Below are 15,449 nucleotides of genomic sequence, written 5' to 3'. Positions count from 1 at the left end.
TAAAAAGTCAAGAATTTCTTAAAAGTGAATAATTTTTTATTTGAAAAATTAAGGCAAAAATTAAAACAAAATTTAAAAAAATATTCGCTATTATTAAAGCTTAGACTAAAAAAAGGACGCACTTTGGAACAAGAAGTAGATTTGAAAAAAAGAACTTTGATGGACTATACTGTTAAAAGCTTAGCTTTTTGGGTAATATTTGGTATCATCGCAGGTATTATTGTGGGGTATGTTAATCCTGCATTAGGAATAGAAGCAAAGCCAGGTATTGATTGGTTTATAAAAATATTAAAATGGCTTGTAGGACCTATTATTTTTCTTACGATAATTTCTGGTATTGTTGGACTAGAATCTCTTAAAGAATTAGGTTCATTAGGATTTAAAGCATTTATTTACTTTGAAATTGTAAGTACATTTGCTTTAGCAATTGGTGTTATTTTTGGTAACTGGTTTGGACCAGGACATGGAATGAATCTTGATGTTAATCACCTTGATGAAAAAAGTGTTAGCACTGTTGATAAATATACTCATGTTGATCCAGACAAAGTGGGAGATATTTGGGAAATTCTTAAAAATGCAATTCCAACTGACCCTATTACACCATTTTTAACTGGTCAAACTTTACAAGTTTTAGTTATGGCTTTAGTTTTAGCTATCTTAATTTCTGCTTTTGGTGGAAAACATAAACCAAAAATTTTAAAACCTGTTGAAGTTGCACAAAACTTTTTCTTCAAAGTGTTAATCATTTTAATGTGGTTATCTCCTTTAGCAAGTTTCAGTGCTATGGCTTTCTTAATTGGGAAATTTGGTATTGATTCACTTATTAACATGGCAAGTTTATTAGGTGTTATGTTTATATCTGTTCTTGCATTTATTTTTGTTATCTTAGGTATTATCATGGCATTCTTTAAAGTTAATATCTTCAAATTTATGAGATATATTCAAAAAGAAGTATTAATTGTATTTGCAACAAGTTCTAGTGAATCTGCTTTAGCACCACTTATGAGAAGACTTGAAGCAGCTGGAGTAAAAAAATCTGTAACAGGATTAGTATTACCTACTGGTTACTCATTTAACCTTGATTGTACAAATATTTATTTAGCACTTTGTATTATATTCTTATCACAAGCATTTAATATTCCTTTAACTATTGAACAACAATTATTCATTATTTTAATTTTGATGGTTACATCAAAAGGAGCAGTTGGAGTTACAGGTTCTGGATTTATCGTACTTGCAGGAACTTTAGGAGCAATGGGTGGAGCAATTCCTGTTGTAACAGTTGCTGTTTTACTTGGTGTTGATAAATTTATGTCTGAAATGAGAGCAGTTGGAAATCTTTGTGGAAATGCAGTTGCAGCTGTTGTTGTAGGTGTTTGGGACAAAAAAATTGATATGGAAAAATTCCAATATGCACTTAACAACCCAGATAAAATTGAAAGTGTTATTGGATCAAAAACAATTAAATAAGTCGTTAGATAAAGTTTTATCTAACAACTTTTTGATAGAATAGAACAAAAATTAGGATTAAAAATGGAAATTGGATTATTTTTTAACTTTATGAGCTTTTTCTTAACAGCAATTTTGCTTGTAGTTTCTTTTCTTTATCTTTATTCTATAGTTACACCTTATGATGACTATAAACTTATTTTTGAAGAAAATAACATTGCAGCTGCTTTAGGATTTGGTGGAGCAATAATTGGAGTTTCAATTCCTATTTATAGTGCTTTAGAAAACTCTGTTTCTTATATAGACTTTGTTGTTTGGGGAGTTATAGCTATAATTATTCAATTAATTTTTGCATCTATTGTTACAAGAACTAAAGGAAAATATTCATTTAGTTCTAAAATTTCACAAGGAGTAATTTCTGTTGGAATTTTAATGGCATTTTTATCAATTTGTATTGGATTAATCAATGCTGGATCAATGAGTTATTAAACTCATTGATTATATTAATATAGCTCTTCTTCTATAATTTCATCTTTTAAAGTATATATATAAGTATCAACTTCAATTTCATCAAATCTTTCAGCTTTTATAGGCATTCTTATAAATTCTTCTCCTTCAAATTCATCTAAAAAATCCCAATGATTTATAAGATTATCTGAATAAAATAAAAAACCATGTATTGTATCACTACCATCTTCAAGTCTAATACCTGGATATCCCATACTTGCACTCCAGCCAGCATCAACTAATTTTCCTTTTACAGTTGCTGGAAGAAACTTTCCCACAATATTTTCTAGAATATGAGCATTTGGACAATTTGGCATAAGAGTTCCATAAACAAAAAGAGTTTCTTTCACTTTTAGTCCTTATTTTAGAAAATATTTTTAAAATATGTAATTACTATTGGAAGAAAGATTGCAGTAAATATTCCACTTAACCCCATAGCAAGTGCTGCAAAAGCTGCTGCTTTTTCACTTATTTCAATTGCTCTTGCAGTTCCAATTCCATGAGATACAAGTCCAAGTGCAAAACCTTTTGAAGTTTCATATTTAACTTTAAAAATCTTAAATACAATTGTTCCAAATAAAGCTCCAACAATTCCCGTAATCAAAACAAAACCAACTGCAAGTGAAGGAATAGCTCCTATTTGTTGTGAAGTTATAATTGCAATTGGAGCAGTTATAGATTTTGTAGTCATTGATAAAATAGTTGGAAGATGTGCTCCAAAAATATAAAGCAGACTAACTGCAATTACTATTGAAAAAACTCCAGCTATAAAGAGTGTTAATACTATTGGTAAAAAAAGTGATTTTATATATTTCAAATTTTTATATAAAGGAAGTGCAAGTGCTACAGTTGCAGGGCCAAGAAAAAAATGAATTATTTCAACACTTTTAAAATACTTCTCAAATGAGGTATTTGTGTAAATAATTAAAAATAAAATAATCACATAAGCAATAATAATTGGTTGTAAAAGTGTATGTTTATTAAACTTTTCATAAATTATTATTCCAAATTTAAAAGCTGCTATTGTTATAATCAACCAAGTAAGAGGAGTTGAACTAATATAATTTGTTAAAGCTTCATAATTCATCTTTATTCACCTTTGAAGTTAAAAAATCCATAAATTTTGCGGCAAAGATTAAAGCTATTAATGTTCCAAAAAACAAAGCTATAAATATCGCCCAAAACTCTTTTGTAATAATATCTATTTGAGTGATTATTCCCATAGCTGCTGGAATAAAAAGTAGTGGAAGATATCTTAAATGAAGAGCAACTGCATTATCAAGACTATGAAAACTTCCTTTTTTTATAATTAAAAATACTAAAAGTAAAACCATCCCAATTACAGGACCTGGAACTAAAAGAGTGAAGAATTTTGCTATACACTCGCCTAAAAATTGGAAAACTAATAAAACTATAATACCTTTTAACAAACTTTTTCCTTGTTATTAAGTTTTTAAAAAAACAGATTATATGAAGTTAATATAAAAAGAAGATGAGATTTTTAAATTAATTAAGAAATTAATAGATGAGTTTTAACTCTCACCTATTTAATTGTTTTTGAAGTCAGCAATAATTTTTGCTTTTAATTTATCTTTTGTAAATCCAAACTCTTCAAATAAATCATTTGCTGGTCCAGATGCTCCAAATGTTTCCATACCAAACACAACATCAGCATATTTGTAGTATTCCAAACCACGAGCTGCTTCAACTGCATATACTTTTGTATTTTTATTTATAATTCTGTCAACATACTCTTTACTTTGTTCCATTAATAAATCAAAACAAGGAACTGAAACAACATTTGCAAAAATTCCGTCTTCCTCTAAAGAACAAGCTGTTTGAAGTGCAAGCATTAATTCACTTCCAGATGCCATGATAGTGATATTTGCATTTTCTCTTTCTTTTAATAAATAAGCTCCATTTGAAACATTTCCATAAGCTTTTTCATCTTTTAATACTCTTAAACCTTGTCTTGAGCAAACAAAAGCAGTTGGAGCTTTCATTTTTAAAGCAACTTTCCAAGACTCAATATTTTCTGTTGCATCAGCTGGTCTAAATGTATAGAAATTTGGTAATGCTCTAAATTGTGATAAATGCTCAATTGGTTGGTGAGTTGGACCATCTTCTCCAACACCAATAGAGTCATGAGTCCAAATAAAGTGTTGAGGAATTCCTGCAAGTGCAGCTATTCTTGCACTTGGTTTTAAATAATCACTAAATACAAAGAATGTTGCAGAATAAACTCTAAATAATCCATATAAATTCATTGCATTTGTAATAGCTGCCATAGCATGTTCTTTGATACCAAAGTGAATATTTCTTCCTTTTGGGAAATCACCCATATCTTTTAATTCAGTTTTATTTGATGGTGCTAAGTCAGCACTTCCACCTAAAAATCCTGGAATTGCTTTTGCAATTGCATTTAAAATTTTATGATTTGAATCTCTTGTTGCAACGCTTGAATCAGGCTCAAAAGTTGGATAAACGATTGAATCAAAATTAGGATTTTTTAATTCTTCAATTTTCGCTTTTGTTTGAGCAGAAAGTGATTCCATCCAAGCATTTTGAGCAGTAGAACCAACGATTAATTTATCAAAAGCACCTTTTACATCAGCTGGTACAAAGAATTTTTCTTCAGGATTAAATCCTGCTTTTTCTTTAGATTTTGCAATTTCATCTTCACCTAATGGAGCTCCATGAGAATGATGACTTCCTTCCATTGTTACTGCACCTTTAGCAATTGCTGTTTTTGCAATAATTAATACTGGAAGTGTTGATGATTTAGCAGCAACTAAGGCTTTATCAATTTGGTCAAAATTATGTCCATCTATTTCTATTACTTCAAAATCAATAGCTTGAAATCTTTTTTTAACATTTTCACTCCAAGAAATACTTGTATCACCTTCAATTGTGATTGAATTTGAATCATAAATTATTACAAGATTATCAAGTTTTAAATGTCCTGCTGTTGCTGTTGCTTCATAAGAAATACCCTCTTGTAAATCTCCATCACCACATAAACAGTAAACTTTATGATTTATTACATCACTTCCAAGAAGATTTTGTGCATATTTTCCTGCCATTGCAAATCCAACTGCATTTGCAATTCCTTGTCCTAAAGGTCCTGTTGTAATTTCAATTCCATGAGTATGACCATATTCTGGATGTCCTGGAGTTTTAGAGTGAGTTTGTCTAAAGTTTTTAATATCATTTATAGATACATTAAATCCCCAAAGATGTAATAAAGAGTAAACTAATCCAGTTGCATGACCACCTGAAAATACTAATCTATCTCTATTTAACCATTTTTCATCAGCTGGATTTACATTTAAATGTTTACTTAAAACTGTTGCAATATCAGCTAATCCCATTGGAGCACCAGGATGTCCTGAGTTTGCTTGTTGAACCATATCAGCTGCTAAAAATCTGATAGTATCTGCTTGTTTTTGTAGAAGTTGTTTTGACATAATTATCCTAATTGTTTGGTGAGTTATTTAAAATTTTTAAGCGATTATATCTAAAAAGTATTTAATTTTTTAAGTTACTAAACTATTTTAGTAAACTCTTCAAAAAGTTTATCACTCAGAGGATTTTCAAGTTTTAGTTCTAAACTTATTGGTTTATTATCCCAGTATTTTAGAGTATTTGCAATTCCAAGATAGATAAAATCTTGCGTTTTTTTATCAACTTGAACATATTTTCGCACAAATATATGAAGTTTAACTCCGAATTTTTTATTTTCACACAATCTTTCTCCATCACCTTTATCAGAAGAATGACTTGGTTTACTTTGGTATGTAAAAACATCTTTTGATAAAAAGGCATTATGATAATTTGCAGATTTTGAAAACTTCTCTTTTTCTAAATTTATAAATAAAAAGAAATCATTTTCATATTTTAAAAATCCACTTCCTCTAAATGAACTATGAATTTTTGGGAAATTACAAAGTTTTGCAATATTTAGCATATTGTATTTAGAATATAGTTTTAAAAATGGTTTTCCAAAATCAGTTAAACCAAACTCCTCTTCATAATTATAAATTCCAAAATTCAAACTATCTTCAAATATTTTTTTATAATTTTCATTTTTCAAAAGTTCTTCAAACTCTTTTGTTTTGCGTGCGATTTTATTTTCATAATTTATTAGTTTTAAATATCTACTACTTTGTGCAGAATCTAAAAAATCTTGTCTTAAATATAAAAAACTATGAATTATCGTCTCTTTATCAACTCTATCTAAATACTTATTTAAAATCTTAAAAGCTATATTTTCATCACAAAAATCATTATTTAAAAGATATTTTAAAATCACAAACTCATAAACTCTTTTTATTGGTAACTCATTTTCTATAAATCTTATAGCTTTTATAAAATTTTCATCTAAAATCAACTCTTTTAGTTTTTTATCATCTTCAACTTTTGCCAAGAATTCTATATATGATTTACTTTCATCAACAAATTTTAAAGGATTTATCACATCTTCAAATTGCAAAAAATCAACTAAACTAGGAATTTTTCTTAAAATATTTTTTACTTCAAAATATTGTTCTTTTAGATATTTTAGTTGATTAAAATTCTCTTTGTTTATCTGCTCTAAAATTCTACTTTTTGAGATTTCATCGATACTAATAAAAGCATTTTTAAAATCTGCAAAATTGTTTTGTAGTGAGAGTTTAATGCTTTCTTTATCAATCATCTTATTTCCAACAAGTGCAAGAGCTATTAAATAAGCTTTTTTATGATTTCCTATAAAATCAAGAACTGTTAAAAACTCTTTATTTTGATATTTTCGTAAACCTCGACCAAGTTGTTGAACAAAAACTATAGGAGAATTTGTTGGTCTTAAAAACAAAACCATATTAATTGATGGAATATCTATACCTTCATTGAAAATATCAACTGTAAAAATCACTTCTAAACTATCATTTTCATTTTCCAGTCTTTTGATACTATCTTCTCTTTTAGAAATAGAATCTTCACTTGTTAAAGTTATAGAATTTATACCTTTTTTATTAAACTCTTCACTCATAAAATTAGAATGTTCTTTTGAAACACAAAAACCTAGAACTTTTCTTTTATTTCCACTATTTGAATAAAAATTCATCTTATCAATAATAAAATCAACCCTTTTATTTACACTTAAAAGTTTGGCTAATAAATCAATTTTTATTAAATCCACATTTTCATAATCTATACTTTGTATATCACTTATTCCATAATAGTGAAAAGGAACAATCAAATTATGTTCAAGTGCATCATTTAGTCTTATATCAAGTGCAATATTTTCATCAAAAATTTCATAAATAGAGTTTCCATCCATTCTGTTTGAAGTTGCAGTTAGCCCCAATAAAAATTTTGGTTTAAAATAATCTAAGATTTTTTTATAACTTGGACTTGTGGCATGATGAGCTTCATCAATAATAATATAATCAAAAAAATTTTGTGAAAACTCTAAAAAGTTTGAACTCATTGTTTGAATAGTTGAAAATAGATAATTTTTATTTTGTTCTTTTTTATTTCCAGTATATAAACCAAAAGAGTTAATGTGAGGTAAAATTTCTTCAAAACTTTGTTTTGCTTTTACTAAAATATTTTCCCTATGAACTAAAAAAAGAATAGTTTTTGCTTTAAAATTTTTTACATCAAATGCACTAAGATATGTTTTTCCAGTTCCAGTTGCTGCGATTATTAAAGCTTTATTTTCACCTTTGTTTCTTAGATTTTCTAACTTTTCCAAAGCTTTTTCTTGCATAAAATTTGTTTTTATTTGATTTAAACTAAAAGATTTAAACTCTTTGTTTTGGCTATTTAAAAAATTTGAATATGAAGTTAGAAACTCATCATTTACTTTTCTTGAACTCTTCCAAAGAGTTCCAAACTCATTTAAAACATCTTTTAAAAAAATATCATCTTTTTTTGTTATTGTTTTTACATTCCATTCGATATTTGATTTAAATGCACTTGCAGTTATATTTGATGAACCAATTAAGATTTTATAATCATCTTTAAATTCAAAAATATAAGATTTACTATGAAAACCTATATTTGATACTTCGCAATCATAGATTTTCAACTCTATATTTTTAAACTTTTTGATTTTTTCTAAAGCTTTTATTTGCGTAAAATTTAGATATGTAGAAGTTAAAATTTTACCTTTTATATTTTTTTCTTCTAATTTTTTAAAACTATCAAGAAGTAATTGAATTCCTGAAAAATTTATAAAAGCTACGTTAAAATAGAAACTTTCACAATTATCTAATAGCTCTGTTATATTATTAAAAAAGTTTGTTATTTGATTATTTGTTACTAAATTATTCATTTAATTATTTTTACATTCAAAAGTTTTCCTTATAATACAGAATTAATTTTTTATTAACTTTATATTTACTAATATCATTAAATTTACTATATAAGGATAATATAATGTTAGTAAAAAATCGTTTACGACTTTTATCAATGCTTTTAATTGCTGGATTAATCATAATTGGTTTAGTTGCATTTAATAGTGCAAAAACTTGGTCTGATGATATGCAAAACATAGGAGACGAAAGAATTCCAGCTCTTTTAAGTTTATCTAATATAAATGCTGAAAGAATGGCTATTAGAGCTCAAACGCTTGAAGTTTTAATTTTAGATAGAACTAAAAGTAACAAAGAAAGACTTCAAGAAATTGAAAAACAAAGAGTAAATAGTTGGAAGATAATTGATGAAAATTGGAAAACTTTCCAAAATATTCCAAGAAAAACAGAAGCTGGAAAAAAAGCTGCTGAAACTTTACAAAAAGCATATCAAGATTGGAGAGATATTTATGGAATTCTTGATTCACTATTGTATAAATTGATTGATAATGAATCAGAAAAAAATCTATTTCAAGAATATGAAACTACTGTAAATAAAATGATTCCAATTTCAAATAATTTTGGTAAATTAATGACTGAACAAAAAGATAGAACATTTAATTTTTCATTAAATATGATTTCTCAATCAGCTGATAAATCTAAAAATTCTGTAATTCAGATTAGTATTGTTTTTATAATTGTTTCTATAATAGGAGTAATTTTTACGATTTTAACAATAAATATAATTACTCAATCGTTAAATAAAGTTAAAAATGGCGTATTAAGTTTTTTCGCTTTTTTAAATCACGAAACATCAAAACCTTCAATTATTGATTTAAATAGCAAAGATGAGTTTGGACAAATCGCTTCAATCATAAATGAAAATATATACAAATCTGAAGCAAATATCAAAAAAGATACAGAATTTTTAAAAGATATTGAAAGATTCGTTGGTGAGCTATCAAATGGAAATATGCTTGCTAAAATTGAAAAAGATTCAGATACTCCAAATTTAAAAGAATTGAAACTGCTATTAATAAAACTTCAAGATTATTTAGAACATACAATTGCAAGAGATATAAACATTTTAGTTAACATTCTTGAAAGTTACAAAAAAGAAGATTTTACAGCAAGATTCCCAAATCCTTATGCAAAAGTAGCTGTGATAATAAATGAATTAGGTGATGTAATATCAAATTTATTAAAACAATCATTAGATACAGGAAAAATTTTAGAAAATAGTTCTAATAAACTTTTAGAAAATGTTAATGTTTTAAATGAGAGTTCTAATCAAGCAGCAGCTTCTTTGGAAGAAACAGCAGCAGCACTTGAAGAGATAACTTCAACAGTTACAAGTAATGCCTCAAGTGTTAATCAAATGGCACAATATTCACAACAAGTTAGCAATTCTGCAAAACAAGGTCAAAAATTAGCAACACAAACAACAAATGCGATGGATGAAATAAACAGTCAAGTAAATTTAATCAATGAAGCTATTTCAGTAATTGATAATATTGCATTCCAAACAAATATCCTTTCTTTAAATGCCGCTGTTGAAGCTGCAACTGCAGGTGAGGCTGGAAAAGGATTTGCCGTTGTTGCTCAAGAAGTACGAAACTTAGCAAGTAGAAGCGCAGAAGCAGCAAAAGAGATAAAAAATTTAGTTGAAAATGCTACTTCAAAAGCAAATGAAGGTAAAAATATAAGTTTAGAGATGATTCAAGGATATGATGAATTACTTAAAAATATTGAAAATTCTACTCAAACAATAAATGAGATTGCTACTGCTTCAAAAGAACAACAAAAAGGAATTTCACAAATAAATGATGCAATAAATGGCTTAGATAGACAAACACAAAAAAATGCAACTATTGCTTCTCAAACAAAAGAGATAGCATTACAAACAGATTCTATTGCAAAAGAGATTGTAAATGATGTTATAAAAAAAGAGTTTATTGGAAAAAATGAACTAACAAATAAAACTTCAAAAAAAGAGAATAAACAAATTGAAGAACCCTCTTTTATTGAAACTAAAAAAGCAGTAATGCCTGAAAAAAAAGTTTTAGAGAAAAAATCTATACAAAATGATGAATGGGAATCTTTTTAAAATAAGGCTTAAAGCCTTATTTATATATTTCCAACAAGTGTCATTCCCAAATAAGTATTATATGCTACATAACAAACAACAAGAATAAATCCTTCTAATCTTGTAATTTCACCTTCTTTATTTTTGAATCCATAAGCCATAAATAAAAGAGCTATTGTTAAAAGTAGCATCGTTATCCAATCCCTTTGTAAAACTTCAAATGAAATAATATTCATAGGAGCAATTACAACTGCAATTCCAATAACCGCTAAAATATTAAACATATTAGAACCAACAACATTTCCAATAGCAATATCATGTTCACCTTTTCTTGCTGCTACAATTGAAGCTGCTAATTCAGGTAAAGAAGTACCAAGAGCAACTATTGTAAGACCAATTATCAAGTCACTTACTCCAAATTCAGTAGCAACTCCAACAGCTCCCCAAACAAGAAGCCTAGAACTTGCTATTAATAAAATAAGCCCAACTATTAACCAAATAACTCCAGCTCTTAAACTCATTTCGTGTTCTAGTAACTCATCATTTATTTCAGATTCTAAGGCATCACCTTTTCCTTTAATTGCAGCATAAATAGACCAGCCAACTAATATAAAGAAACCAACCAAAAGAACAACACCTTCAACAAATGTTAAAGTATTATCAAAAAGTAAATATCCTAAAAATAAAACGATTATTAATAAAATAGGTATCTCTTTTTTAACTATTTTTGAATTCACAGCAATTGGTGCAATAATTGCAGTAATTCCTAAAATCAAAGCAATATTTACAATATTTGAACCTATTGCATTTCCAAGTGCAAGTCCAGAATTTCCTTCCATTGCAGCTATTGCTGAAACCACCATTTCAGGTGCACTTGTACCGAATCCAACTATTAAAATACCAATCAACAAACTTGGCATTCCAAGGTGCTTAGCTGTTGAAGCAGCACCTTCTACAAACTTATCTGCACTCCAAACAAGAATTGCAAAACCTGCAACAATTGCTCCTAAAAATAAAAACATTTTTAACCTTTTTACTTATAAAATTTTGTAATTATAGTAGTTTTTCTTAAAAATTTATTGACACATAAAAACTTAATTCAAACTCATTATCTTCATCAAAAAAATCTAATTTTTCATAAATAGCATAAGAAGGTTTTGTCGTAGTTTCATATTCACTTTTTGGTAACCATTCATGATAAACCCATTGGATAAAAGGTAAAACATCTCCAGTTTTTCCTTTCAAATCAAACTTTGCATAAACGCCTTCAGCAATTTTAAATTTTGGTAACCTATCACTTTTTATATTTTCCATATCATCAACCATAATACAGCCTATATATTGGCATTCGTCTAATGGTGTAATTGTAGGATTATCATGAAAAAGTGCAATTCTTTTATAAGATGTTATATTATTTGTTAAAACCCAAGTTTCAAGTTTTTGCCATGTTTCTTCTATGTTTACGTTATAACCTTTGTTTCTTATATAATAACTTTCAATAAATGGCATTTTAACAATAGTTGGTACTATATTTTTAAAGTCAGCTTTTGATTGCATAGCTTTTTGTGATTGTTGAATTATTTTATTTGAATACTCTTTATATCCACCATTTTTCCACTCTTTTGGGCTCATTTCAAATCTTTCTTTAAATATCTTTATAAAAGAAGATTGAGAAGAATAACCACAAAGATTTACAATATTTGAAATAGTTGAATACTTATTTGTTAGAAGTAAATTTGATGCTTTTTGAAGTCTTATTGACTTTATACTTTCATAAATATTTTTTCCAAAAATTTCTTTAAAAATTCTGTGCATATGGAATTTACTAACCCCTAAATCCATACTTAACTCTTCAATATCAATATTTGTCTCTATATGAGTATATATGTAATACATTATATCATTAGCTATTTTTGTTCTTTTTTGTAACGTTTCTTTTTTCATACCAATATTATAACAAAAAATAACTATAAAATAAGCACTAAAAAACAATTATTATAGCACTTAAAAAGAAGAAGATTTTATAAAATTTGCCTAAAATTAGCGTTTCAAAAATCACATTGCTGATTTATTACAAAAAAAAGGATTTAAGTGGATGCCTTAGTACATACATTGACAAGCTTTCTAATAGTAATGGGGATAGTATCAACAGTATTATTAATATTAGGTTTTTTGCTAAAAGCAAAAGGAGTAACATTTGTAGAGTTTTTTCCGAAAAAACAAGAGAATGTTAGTCAAACACCAAATATAATCTATAACACAATAACAAATCCTGTTGTATCAAATTCAGGGATAGACCCAAGAAAAGTAGCAGCAATAATGGCAGCAATACAACATCATACAAAGTTAAAAGGTTAATAGGATATGTCTAAGAAGTATATAGATATTATGGATACAACCTTTAGAGATGGATTCCAATCTGTCTTTGGAGGAAGAGTTTTAATGAATGACTTTTTTCCAGCAGTAGAAGCTGCAAAAGAGGCTGGGATAACTCACTTTGAATTTGGAGGAGGAGCAAGATTCCAATCGTTGTTCTTCTACTTACAAGAAAATGCTTTTGATATGATGGATAAATTTAGATCTATCGTAGGACCAGAAGCAAACTTACAAACTCTAGCTCGTGGTATAAATACAGTAATGTTAGATACTGGTTCAAGAGAATTAATAGACCTTCACGCAAAACTTTTTGCAAAACATGGAACAACAACAATTAGAAACTTTGATGCTTTAAATGATGTTCAAAACCTTGAATACTCTGCACAATGTATAAAAAATCATGGATTAAAACATGAAGTAGTTGTAACACTTATGGATTTACCTCCAAACTGTACAGGTGCACATGATGTACCTTTTTATGAAAAAACTTTAAGAAGTATTCTAGATAGCGGATTGCCTTTTGATTCTGTTTGTTTTAAAGATGCAAGTGGAACATCAAGCCCACAAAAAGTATTTGATACTATTAAAATGGCAAGAAACCTTTTAGGTGATTCTACTCATATAAGACTTCATACTCATGAAACAGCAGGAGTTAGTATAGCTTGTTATTTAGCAGCTCTTGAAGCAGGTGCTGATGGTATAGACTTAGCTGCATCTCCAGTTAGTGGAGGAACATCTCAACCAGATATCCTAACTATGCTTCATGCTGTAAAAGGTAAAAACTTTGATTTAGGTGGTTTAGAAATTGATAAAATTCTAAAATATGAAGAGACTTTGGCTCATTGCTTAAAAGATTACTTCCTTCCACCAGAAGCAACTCAAGTTTCACCACTTATTCCTTTTTCTCCAATGCCAGGAGGTGCATTAACTGCAAATACTCAAATGATGAGAGATAATGGAACTTTAGATAAATTTCCAGCAGTTATTAAAGCTATGCAAGAAGTAGTTGTTAGAGGAGGATTTGGTACATCTGTAACTCCTGTTTCTCAATTTTATTGGCAACAAGCATACGCTAATGTTATGTTTGGACCATGGAAACAAATAGCTCCAGGATATGGAAGAATGGTTTTAGGATACTTTGGAAAAACACCAGTTGAAGCAGATCCTGAAATAATAAAATTAGCAAGTGAGAAATTAAAACTAGAACCAACTAAAGAGAATCCTTTAGATATTGCTGATCGTGATGAGAAAAAGAAAATATCTGTTTGGAAACAAAGATTAGAAATAGAAAATATTCCTGTAACAGAAGAGAATATTTTTATTGCAGCTGCTTGTGATGAGAAAGGTATTGCATTTTTAAAAGGAGAGAGTCCTTTAAATGTAAGAAAAAAAGAGAATGAAATAAATAATAGTAATAATAAAACAAAAGGAGATAATAAAATGGCAAATGGGAACTATACAGTAGTAGTAGATGGACAAAGATTTAATGTAACAGTAGCTGAAGGGATTGTAGATAATATACAAGTTGCACAACCTGTTGTACAACAAGTAGTTCAACAACCAGTTCAAGCTCAAGTTGCACAAACTCCTGCAAAACCAGTTTATAATGGAACAGAAGTTCCAGCAGCAGTTAATGGGAATGTATGGAAAATACTTGTTAAAGAGGGAGATAGAGTTGAAAAAGATCAACAAATTATGATTTTAGAAGCTATGAAAATGGAAATTGACATTACTGCTCCTGTTTCTGGTACTATCTCTAAAATCTTAGTTGAACCTTCTTCTTCTGTTGACGAAGGTCAAACTTTAGCTGTTATTGCTTAATACTTTTTAGAATTAGTGTTTTTCACTAATTCTAATTTTCTTTCAAACATTTTTTTATCCAAATTATTTTTTATAAAAAACAACTCTTTTTTCAAAATATATTAATAAATTTATGATTGTATTTTTCTTTGATAGTTTAATGGAGCGGGAGACGAGACTCGAACTCGCGACAGTCTGCTTGGAAGGCAGAAGCTCTAGCCAACTGAGCTACTCCCGCATAAAGTGGTACTCCCAGTACGATTCGAACGTACGGCCTACGCCTTAGAAGGGCGTTGCTCTATCCAGCTGAGCTATGGAAGCATTAAAAAATAAAGCTAAAAAAAGCCTTACACAAAAAGTAAAAAAACTTCTTATATAAGGCTTTTAAATGGAGCGGGAGACGAGACTCGAACTCGCGACAGTCTGCTTGGAAGGCAGAAGCTCTAGCCAACTGAGCTACTCCCGCTCAAAAGTGGTGCGGACGGAGAGACTCGAACTCTCACACCGTGAGGCACCAGATCCTAAGTCTGGCGTGTCTACCAATTTCACCACGTCCGCAAAGTGGTACTCCCAGTACGATTCGAACGTACGGCCTACGCCTTAGAAGGGCGTTGCTCTATCCAGCTGAGCTATGGAAGCACTCTAAAAAAATTTAATGGGGTAGGTAATGGGGCTCGAACCCACGACCCTCGGAACCACAACCCGATGCTCTAACCGACTGAGCTATACCTACCACAAGTTAATATTAAAATGGTCGGGGCGAGAGGATTCGAACCTCCGGCCCCCTGGTCCCAAACCAGGTGCGCTAACCAGACTGCGCTACGCCCCGACAAATAAAGAAGTTTCACAAAAAGTGGACGGAATTATATTATATATTTTAGATTTTGTCAAGA

The 15,449-nt window shown here is 28.9% G+C and carries 12 protein-coding genes and 7 tRNA genes; 5 read left to right on the top strand and 14 right to left on the bottom strand.

Translation table 11 applies throughout. The features are described 5' to 3' along the window. Positions 1-123 precede the first annotated feature (123 nt). Both CKV87_RS00940 and CKV87_RS00935 read left to right on the top strand, forming a co-directional pair. Positions 124-1,470, top strand: coding sequence for a cation:dicarboxylate symporter family transporter (locus CKV87_RS00940; RefSeq protein WP_041644841.1), 1,347 nt, complete (start codon positions 124-126; stop codon positions 1,468-1,470). Positions 1,471-1,533: 63 nt separating this feature from the next. Continuing rightward, positions 1,534-1,938, top strand: a complete 405-nt coding sequence (locus CKV87_RS00935) for a DUF350 domain-containing protein (protein ID WP_012012064.1) — start codon at positions 1,534-1,536, stop codon at positions 1,936-1,938. 14 nt (positions 1,939-1,952) lie between these two features. On the opposite strand, the gene CKV87_RS00930 is transcribed toward CKV87_RS00935, so the two are convergent. The 5 genes from CKV87_RS00930 to CKV87_RS00910 form a co-directional block, all read right to left on the bottom strand. Further along, positions 1,953-2,306, bottom strand: a complete 354-nt coding sequence (locus tag CKV87_RS00930) for a gamma-glutamylcyclotransferase family protein (RefSeq protein ID WP_012012063.1) — start codon at positions 2,304-2,306, stop codon at positions 1,953-1,955. A 14-nt stretch (positions 2,307-2,320) separates the two neighbouring features. Then, positions 2,321-3,043 (bottom strand): LrgB family protein, encoded by a 723-nt coding sequence (locus CKV87_RS00925; protein WP_012012062.1) that lies wholly within the window; start codon positions 3,041-3,043, stop codon positions 2,321-2,323. Next, positions 3,033-3,386, bottom strand: coding sequence for a CidA/LrgA family protein (locus CKV87_RS00920; protein ID WP_012012061.1), 354 nt, complete (start codon positions 3,384-3,386; stop codon positions 3,033-3,035). The genes CKV87_RS00925 and CKV87_RS00920 overlap by 11 nt, the downstream gene beginning before the upstream one ends. A gap of 117 nt (positions 3,387-3,503) precedes the next feature. Beyond that, the gene (gene tkt, locus CKV87_RS00915) at positions 3,504-5,423 is read right to left on the bottom strand and encodes a transketolase (protein ID WP_012012060.1); all 1,920 of its coding nucleotides are present in this window, start codon (positions 5,421-5,423) and stop codon (positions 3,504-3,506) included. A gap of 77 nt (positions 5,424-5,500) precedes the next feature. Beyond that, on the bottom strand, positions 5,501-8,275 hold the full coding sequence (locus CKV87_RS00910) for a DEAD/DEAH box helicase (protein WP_012012059.1): 2,775 nt from the start codon (positions 8,273-8,275) through the stop codon (positions 5,501-5,503). 104 nt (positions 8,276-8,379) lie between these two features. Here CKV87_RS00910 and CKV87_RS00905 point away from each other — a divergent pair, with 104 nt between their 5' ends. Then, positions 8,380-10,401 carry a HAMP domain-containing methyl-accepting chemotaxis protein gene (locus CKV87_RS00905; protein ID WP_012012058.1) on the top strand — a complete coding sequence of 674 codons (2,022 nt, stop codon included), beginning with the start codon at positions 8,380-8,382 and terminating at the stop codon, positions 10,399-10,401. 20 nt (positions 10,402-10,421) lie between these two features. On the opposite strand, the gene CKV87_RS00900 is transcribed toward CKV87_RS00905, so the two are convergent. Then, positions 10,422-11,402, bottom strand: a complete 981-nt coding sequence (locus tag CKV87_RS00900) for a calcium/sodium antiporter (RefSeq protein WP_012012057.1) — start codon at positions 11,400-11,402, stop codon at positions 10,422-10,424. 46 nt (positions 11,403-11,448) lie between these two features. Then, entirely contained in the window at positions 11,449-12,324 is an 876-nt protein-coding gene (locus tag CKV87_RS00895) for an AraC family transcriptional regulator (RefSeq protein WP_004510236.1), read from the bottom strand. A 147-nt stretch (positions 12,325-12,471) separates the two neighbouring features. On the opposite strand from CKV87_RS00895, the gene CKV87_RS00890 reads away from it, so the two are divergent. Further along, positions 12,472-12,738 carry an OadG family protein gene (locus CKV87_RS00890; protein ID WP_012012056.1) on the top strand — a complete coding sequence of 89 codons (267 nt, stop codon included), beginning with the start codon at positions 12,472-12,474 and terminating at the stop codon, positions 12,736-12,738. A 6-nt stretch (positions 12,739-12,744) separates the two neighbouring features. Then, positions 12,745-14,577: a biotin/lipoyl-containing protein gene (locus CKV87_RS00885; RefSeq protein WP_004511361.1), complete on the top strand. Its 1,833-nt coding sequence runs from the start codon at positions 12,745-12,747 to the stop codon at positions 14,575-14,577. A 140-nt stretch (positions 14,578-14,717) separates the two neighbouring features. On the opposite strand, the gene CKV87_RS00880 is transcribed toward CKV87_RS00885, so the two are convergent. From CKV87_RS00880 to CKV87_RS00850, 7 genes are all read right to left on the bottom strand, one after another. After that, positions 14,718-14,794: transfer RNA gene (locus CKV87_RS00880), tRNA-Gly, on the bottom strand. A 6-nt stretch (positions 14,795-14,800) separates the two neighbouring features. Continuing rightward, positions 14,801-14,877, bottom strand: a tRNA-Arg gene (locus CKV87_RS00875). 68 nt (positions 14,878-14,945) lie between these two features. Then, positions 14,946-15,022: transfer RNA gene (locus tag CKV87_RS00870), tRNA-Gly, on the bottom strand. Positions 15,023-15,029: 7 nt separating this feature from the next. Then, positions 15,030-15,114, bottom strand: a tRNA-Leu gene (locus tag CKV87_RS00865). A 4-nt stretch (positions 15,115-15,118) separates the two neighbouring features. Beyond that, a tRNA-Arg gene (locus CKV87_RS00860) sits at positions 15,119-15,195 on the bottom strand. Between the two features lie 17 nt (positions 15,196-15,212). Beyond that, positions 15,213-15,289, bottom strand: a tRNA-His gene (locus CKV87_RS00855). Between the two features lie 18 nt (positions 15,290-15,307). Further along, positions 15,308-15,385 (bottom strand) — tRNA-Pro (locus CKV87_RS00850). Between the last annotated feature and the right edge of the window lie 64 nt (positions 15,386-15,449).

The sequence above is a fragment of the Aliarcobacter butzleri genome (genome assembly GCF_900187115.1).
Lineage (GTDB): Bacteria > Campylobacterota > Campylobacteria > Campylobacterales > Arcobacteraceae > Aliarcobacter > Aliarcobacter butzleri.
The sequence above is the reverse complement of the archived record's forward strand: the minus strand, read 5'-3'. Positions and strand labels throughout refer to the sequence as shown.

Coding starts and splice junctions, on each gene's coding strand:
- CKV87_RS00935 (WP_012012064.1), top strand. CDS start 1,534: ATGGAAATTGGATTATTTTTTAACTTTATGAGCTTTTTCTTAACAGCA.
- CKV87_RS00925 (WP_012012062.1), bottom strand. CDS start 3,043: ATGAATTATGAAGCTTTAACAAATTATATTAGTTCAACTCCTCTTACT.
- tkt (WP_012012060.1), bottom strand. CDS start 5,423: ATGTCAAAACAACTTCTACAAAAACAAGCAGATACTATCAGATTTTTA.
- CKV87_RS00910 (WP_012012059.1), bottom strand. CDS start 8,275: ATGAATAATTTAGTAACAAATAATCAAATAACAAACTTTTTTAATAAT.
- CKV87_RS00905 (WP_012012058.1), top strand. CDS start 8,380: ATGTTAGTAAAAAATCGTTTACGACTTTTATCAATGCTTTTAATTGCT.
- CKV87_RS00900 (WP_012012057.1), bottom strand. CDS start 11,402: ATGTTTTTATTTTTAGGAGCAATTGTTGCAGGTTTTGCAATTCTTGTT.
- CKV87_RS00895 (WP_004510236.1), bottom strand. CDS start 12,324: ATGAAAAAAGAAACGTTACAAAAAAGAACAAAAATAGCTAATGATATA.
- CKV87_RS00885 (WP_004511361.1), top strand. CDS start 12,745: ATGTCTAAGAAGTATATAGATATTATGGATACAACCTTTAGAGATGGA.